The sequence below is a fragment of the Akkermansia sp. N21169 genome (assembly GCF_029854675.1).
Taxonomy (GTDB): domain Bacteria; phylum Verrucomicrobiota; class Verrucomicrobiia; order Verrucomicrobiales; family Akkermansiaceae; genus Akkermansia.
Genome location: NZ_JARWNC010000035.1, coordinates 138,379 through 144,856 on the forward strand (window position 1 = coordinate 138,379; position 6,478 = coordinate 144,856).

A 6,478-nucleotide genomic window follows, 5' to 3' on the forward strand; every position below is an offset into this window, starting at 1 on the left:
TGTCACACAAAAGAGTTCGTTCCATGCGGGTTATGCCGTATCAAGAAACGCATGGAACGCATTCTCATCGTCGAAGATGACCTGGATATCGCGGAACTCGTTGAAATCAACCTCGTCCGTAAAGGTTACGATGTTGTCAAGGCTCACGACGGGATGGAAGGGCTGGACGTAGCGCTTAAAACCGCTCCCGACCTGATTATTCTGGATGTGATGATGCCGAAGAAAGACGGCTTCTCCCTTTACAAGGATTTGCGGCGCGACCCGCGCACATCTTCCGTCCCTGTCCTTTTTCTGACAGCTCGTGCACAACTGGACGACAAAATTTCCGGACTGGAACTCGGAGCTGACGATTATGTAACCAAACCCTTCAGCCCGAAGGAATTGGTGTTACGCATCCAGGCTATCCTGAAAAGAAACCAGGTCAAACCCGGTGAAGTCCGCGTTACTTGTGGCCCGCTTTCATTTGACAAAAATTCTTTCAAATTCTATCTCGCGGGCGAACCGGTCGATCTGACGGGGACGGAATTCAAACTCCTTCTCTACTTGACGGAGCGCGCCGGAAAGACTCAGGATCGCAATGACCTCCTCCGCTCTGTTTGGGGCTACAGCGACGAAGTCCATAGCCGTACGCTCGATACCCACATGAAGCGGCTCCGTCAAAAACTCGAAGGATATGCCGATATGATTGAAACTGTCCGCGGAGTAGGGTACCGTCTCGTGGAACCTTCCGATTCCTGATACGGAAAACACCCCGCCCAATTTCTTTTTTCCAAGACAGTGGCTCCCCTGGACATTACCCTGATTTCCCTGCTTACCCTTGCCGTTGGCGCTTGGGCCTATCGCGAGGGTATCTTTTCCATGCAGATGAAACTGCAGCGGAAGAAGTATGCTGACCTGGAAAAATCGTCCGCCCGTTCCAAGGAACATTTTGTTTCCGACCGGCAAGCCGTTCTGGAAGCCATGGGTGACGCATTTCTCGTAGCTGACAGGCACGGACGGGTTTTGATTGCCAACAGAGCGGCAAGCGTACTTTTGGGTGAATCGGGCCGTGTCGGAGGCAATGTCTTCCTTTCTCCCGAGCACGAAACACTCCACCAGTTCTACCGGGAAATCTTTCGCAACTGCGATCCCGTCAGCCAGAAAATTACCGTTTCGATCGGAGAAGGGCAGGGCGGTTCCGGTTCGGAGAAAGTTCTTCAGGTCGTCTCCACTCCCTTGCAGGAAGATCTCAACCAGATCGGTATCCTTTTTCACGATATTACCGAGGAACACAGGACGATGACTGTCCGCCGGGACTTTGTGGCCAATGCCTCCCACGAGTTGAGGACTCCCCTGACGATCATCCACGGCTATTTGGAAAACCTTCTTGAGGACGACGATATCGCCGCCGATGCCGCCATGCGCAAACGCATTCTGGGCATGATGCAAAGACACTGCAAGCGTATCATCCGGATTGTGGAAGACATGCTCATGATTTCCAAACTGGAAAATTCGGAGAACCTTCTCAAACGTACTCTCTTTGACCTCGGCACCTGCGTAGAGGATGTCATTGGCCGTTTGGAGACAATGGCTCATGAAAAACAAGCTACCATCCGCGTCGAACTGGATCGCACTCCTTTCATGATCTATGGTGACATGTTCTATTGGACGCAAATCCTCTTCAACCTCATTGAAAACGCCATCAAGCAAAACCTGGAGCCTGGCCTGACCGTTACCGTCAAGGCGGGCGTCCGGGACGGCAAAACGGTCATCAGCGTCTCGGACAATGGCATCGGGATTCCCGTTTCCCATCTGCCTTACATTTTCAATCGTTTTTACCGGGTGGAAACGGCGCATTCCCAGCAGATCAAAGGTACCGGACTTGGCCTTTCGATTGTTCGCCGGGCTGTGGAAGCCCATCAGGGGACGATTGACGTAGCCAGCATTCCCGGTGTGGAAACCTGCTTCACGATCGTGCTCCCTCAATTGCCCGCTCCCTCTCCTTCCGCTTCCTGACGAAGAAGGATTTTTCGGTTTTACCGGCCGTCTGCCGGATCCCGGATGTTTCATTCCGGGATTTTTTGCGTCTGTTTTTCATTCCTTCTTTCGGCCCGGTTGCCGGCTGGAATGCGGGCACGTATACCCCTGTAACTTGAATTGCCGGAGCTGTTGGCATTCCGATGAGTGTTCGCGTTCGTTTATTTGATGGCGTACTAAATTGATGAAGAATATGTTGGCATGTATTCCCCTTGAGTGTCGATAAATTGATTTTATGGAATTTCCGGGATATTTATTTCATGGACGGCCGAAAAAACAAGCCGTTTTTGAAATATGATCAATAAGCAGAATAAAAACAATGGCATGGAAGATGGCATGTCTTCCATGGATGCTCATTCCTCTTCCTGGATGCCGGGAGACCAATTTGATGCTCCTCTGTCCAGAGCGCGTTTTAACGGAAACTTCGCTCAGCAAAACCAGTTTGAGGATTATTTGGATAGCGGAAGCGATTCGAGCGATTCCGGCACTTCCAGTTACTCGGACTGGTTTGAGTTCGGTAGCGGCTCGGGGGATTCCAGTGATTCGAGCGATTCAAGCTATGGCGGCGATTATTGGGACGATTCTTCGTCTTCCAGCGATTCCCTCGAAAGCAGCAGCGCACACTCCTCTTCATCGGAATCTACCGACTCGACGAGTTGCTCCCCGCCTGAAGAAGGGTGCTGCAACCCCGAGTGCTGTGACGGAGACGACGGCGATACCGAGGACTCGATTCCCATCGAAGGAGCCGGAGAAGACCCCGGAGGCTGCGATGGTGAAGGCCAGATTGCCGCGAACCCCGATGCGCCTCTTCCAGATCAGAATTCCCCGGCCCCGCAAGCTTTCCCTGCTTCCGGAAACCGTGCCCGTGCCCGCTCGGCAACGGCTTCTTCTCTGTATCCTCTGCTCCTGCGCTACAGCCACCCGATGGAATGGAGGGCTTTCTACAAGGACGGTGACGTCCGGATCAGGAAACCCTCCGGCAAGGAACTTTATTTCCAGCATGTCATCGGGACGTCGAAGGCGAAACGTTCCGGTACGACCAGAAGCACCACGTCTCTTGTCCGCCTGCTCAATGACGACGGAACGGACTGCGTTAGCAAAAGCCCGGGCTTGATCTGCCTGGCCGTGGGCAACGGTTCCGAACTGACCTTTTCCGTAAAAACCGGGCTCTTGGTAAGCATGTGCTCCCGGGCCGGAGTTGTCACGACAATGGAAGAATTCAAAAAACGCCTCAAAATTGAACATTACGGCCCGGATGGAGCCATTACATCCGTCTGGACGGCGCGGGGCGGCCTTGTCACGGTGGAATATCTTACCACCGGTCTTAAAATCAGGAAATATGCCCGTTCCCAGGTGTACGAAGCCCTGGGTAGCTGGCACACGGAAGGTGAACCGTACCGCACATGGGATATCCGTCGCTTCAAAGACGGCGGAGAAACTGTGACGGAAACCCGCTCCCGTTACCGCAACCTGCCTGAACAGATCCGCCAGAAACGCACCGCTGGAGACGACATCGTCATCATCACCGGTGAAGGCAGTGAAAGAATTTATGAATCCACCGTCCGCAGACCTATGGGAGGCAACCTCTGGGAACGGCTCAAAATGGTACGCCGGGCCGGAGATTCGATCCCTGCAACCAGTTCGCGCGAAATCCTGGAATACACGGATGGAGGCTGGAGAACTCTGAGCCGGACGGAAGGATATGGCTCCGAAGGCGCGATTACGACGGAATACGACTACGACAACTACCGCGTTTCACTTGAAACGACCACCGGAGCCGGCACGACCCGTTATGAATACGACTCCGAAGGCCGGGTGAAGAAAACCGTCTCCCCGTGGGGACGCGGCGGACGGCGGGAAGTGATGACTTCGTATAAAACGGGAGGACGTTTCAATGAAACGCGTCCGTCCGTCGTTCAGGAAGACATCGTGGATGCGAAAGGCAACCGCAAAACGCTCAGTAAAAAAGTCTATACCTACGCAGACGGCAATCTCGTTCTGCGTACGACCGTGACGGAAACCGCCCTCGGTGTTTCCGGATCCCGTACCACCGTGGAAGAATTCTACGGACCTGAGGCGGAACCTTCCTTCGCTCGCGGTAGAATGAAGATGAGGCGCGGTCCGGACGGTGTGGAAACCTGGTATACTTACGAAGACATGGGGGAAGAACTCTTGGAAGCGGAACCCGATTCTTCTTCGTCGTCCAGTGACTCGTCCGCGTCAGAAAGCGCTTCGAGCGGCTCATCTTCCGAGTCCTCCGCGTCGGAAAGTTCTGACAGTGAATCATCATCCGAATCGTCCTCGGAATGTGGAGAACCTTCCTTCCAAGCCGTTTTGAAAGCCGCTGCAGTCTCTTGGCCGGTTCCCGTTCGCGGTGTCCGCTGGATCAAAACGACGGAAATGCGCGTCAACGGCGCTCCCGTCTCCGGCAAGAGTACGCGCACCGTGGAATACATCTCGGGCGACGAAACGATCCGTCGCCGGGAAGAATACGCCCACACCGGCCTGGCCTGGTCCCTCGTCTCCCGTGAACGGTACGAATACGATGAAGAAGGCAGGCTCGTCCGGACGGAACGCGCCGATGGCCGTGTCCGGACGGTGGAATCCATGATGTGCAGCGGCCCGCTGAAGGAAATCGACTTCGACGGTATAACCACGCTTTACAGCTACAATTCGGCACGTCAACTTACGGAAATGATTCGTTCCGGCACGGAAACAACCCCGGAAACCGTCGTCAGCTACGTCCGCGATGCCCAGGGGCGTGTCCTTGAGGAATGGCGCAGCGTCGGCGCGATGAATACGGTGCGGTATGCCAAGTACGATACCATGGGCCGCATGATCTGGCAGAAGGATGAACTGGGACGCGTTACCTCCTGGTACTATTCCGGAGACGGATCCACAGTGACGAAAATCCTCCCCTCCGGCGGTATCGTCCGGACGGAAACGAATGAAGACGGCTCCGTATACACCGAAGGCGGCACGGGAAGTACGGTCTTGAAATACGAGTATGAACTGACGGCCGGCGGATTGAGGACGACGAAAATGTCGCAGGATCTTGTCGAGATTCCTTCCTCGTCTCTCCCGGAAGATCCCTGGACCCCCATTTCCCGCGACACGGTCAACGGTTTCGGTGAAATCGTCGTCCAGGAAGTGCCCAATACCCTGGGAGGATGGGTTTCTACGGTTAACAGTTACAATTCCAAGGGATTCCTCGTGTCCTTCCGCACCGCCTCCGAAGCGGAAACCAGGGTGGAATACGATGTCTTCGGAATACAAAATAAACAAATTATTGTTTTAAATGAACAAAATCCGGCCAGTACGGTGTCAAACCGTATTAAGGCTATGTCATGGCGTTATGAAAACCGGAGCGGGAACGTGTACCGCGTCACCGAAGACACCGTCTGGAACGCGGCGGGTGCTCCGTTGACGACGAAGACGGCCTCGCTTGTCTCTTCTCTGGACTCCTTGTCCAGGGATATGGTCGTGACGGATGTGCGTGGCATGGTCTCGCGCCGCTGGACGGTGCTGGGAACGGGCCCGGAACGCTTCGAACGGGCACAGTCGCCTTCTTCCTCCATCATCGCGGAAACGCGCATAGTGGACGGTTTTGTGACGCGCTCAAGGGATGCGGCGGGAATCACCGTTATCCAGACTCGCAGCTACCGCCAGAACGGCATCCAGGTGAAAACCACCGATGGCCGCGGCAACACGACCGTCGAGGATCAGAACGTTCTCGGCTGGACGCTGAAAACGACGGATGCGGCAGGCAACGCCACGGAAATCGTCTACGATCTCGGCGCGGGCAAACCCGCCAGCATCGTCGACGCCGCAGGCAAGACCTCGTTCTTCGAATACGACCAGCGCGGCCGTACCGTTGCGGAATACGGCACAGCCTTCCAGCCCGCTCTCTACGAATACGACGAAATGAACCGCATCGCCGGATTGACGACCTACGGCGCACCCGGAGAAACTATTACCGGCAACCCGAAAAACCTTCCGAATGGCCGCAAAACCCTCTGGGGTTATCACTTCGGTTCCGGTCTTTTGACGGTCAAGTACGACCCCATGTTCAACAAGTCGGAAGTCTACGCCTATGATGCGCTCAATCGGCTGGAAACCAAAAATAGTCACCAAGCGCAAGGAGCGGTCCGGTACGCCTACGCACCTCTGACGGGGGAACTCATGGAAGTAACTTACGAAGACGGGACTCCGGGGATCTCTTTCGAGTACAACCTCCTCGGCCAGCCTGTTTCCGCGACGGATGCTTCCGGGACCCGCACCGTGACTTACAACGCCTACGGGGAACAGGAAACGGAAAGCCTGGAGATAGGAGGATGTCATTACATCCTCAAGGAAACGCGTGACGGACTCGGCCGTTCATCGGGCTACAAGCTCACCCGCGACCCCTCGGCCGGTTTCGACGACGTGGACACCTTGCTTGACGTCTACCGGACCTACCGGG

2 protein-coding genes and 1 pseudogene are annotated in these 6,478 nt (G+C 55.1%); all 3 read left to right on the forward strand.

The features are described 5' to 3' along the window. The first annotated feature begins 51 nt into the window (after window positions 1-51). On the forward strand, window positions 52-738 hold the full coding sequence (locus QET40_RS05430) for a response regulator transcription factor (RefSeq protein ID WP_280126155.1): 687 nt from the start codon (window positions 52-54) through the stop codon (window positions 736-738). A gap of 39 nt (window positions 739-777) precedes the next feature. Continuing rightward, window positions 778-1,995 (forward strand): ATP-binding protein, encoded by a 1,218-nt coding sequence (locus QET40_RS05435; protein ID WP_280126156.1) that lies wholly within the window; start codon window positions 778-780, stop codon window positions 1,993-1,995. A 315-nt stretch (window positions 1,996-2,310) separates the two neighbouring features. Beyond that, window positions 2,311-6,478, forward strand: a pseudogene (locus QET40_RS05440) (hypothetical protein); the annotation flags it as partial.

Excerpts from the sequence above, each read along its gene's own strand:
- QET40_RS05430 (WP_280126155.1), top strand. The coding sequence starts at position 52 with ATGGAACGCATTCTCATCGTCGAAGATGACCTGGATATCGCGGAACTC.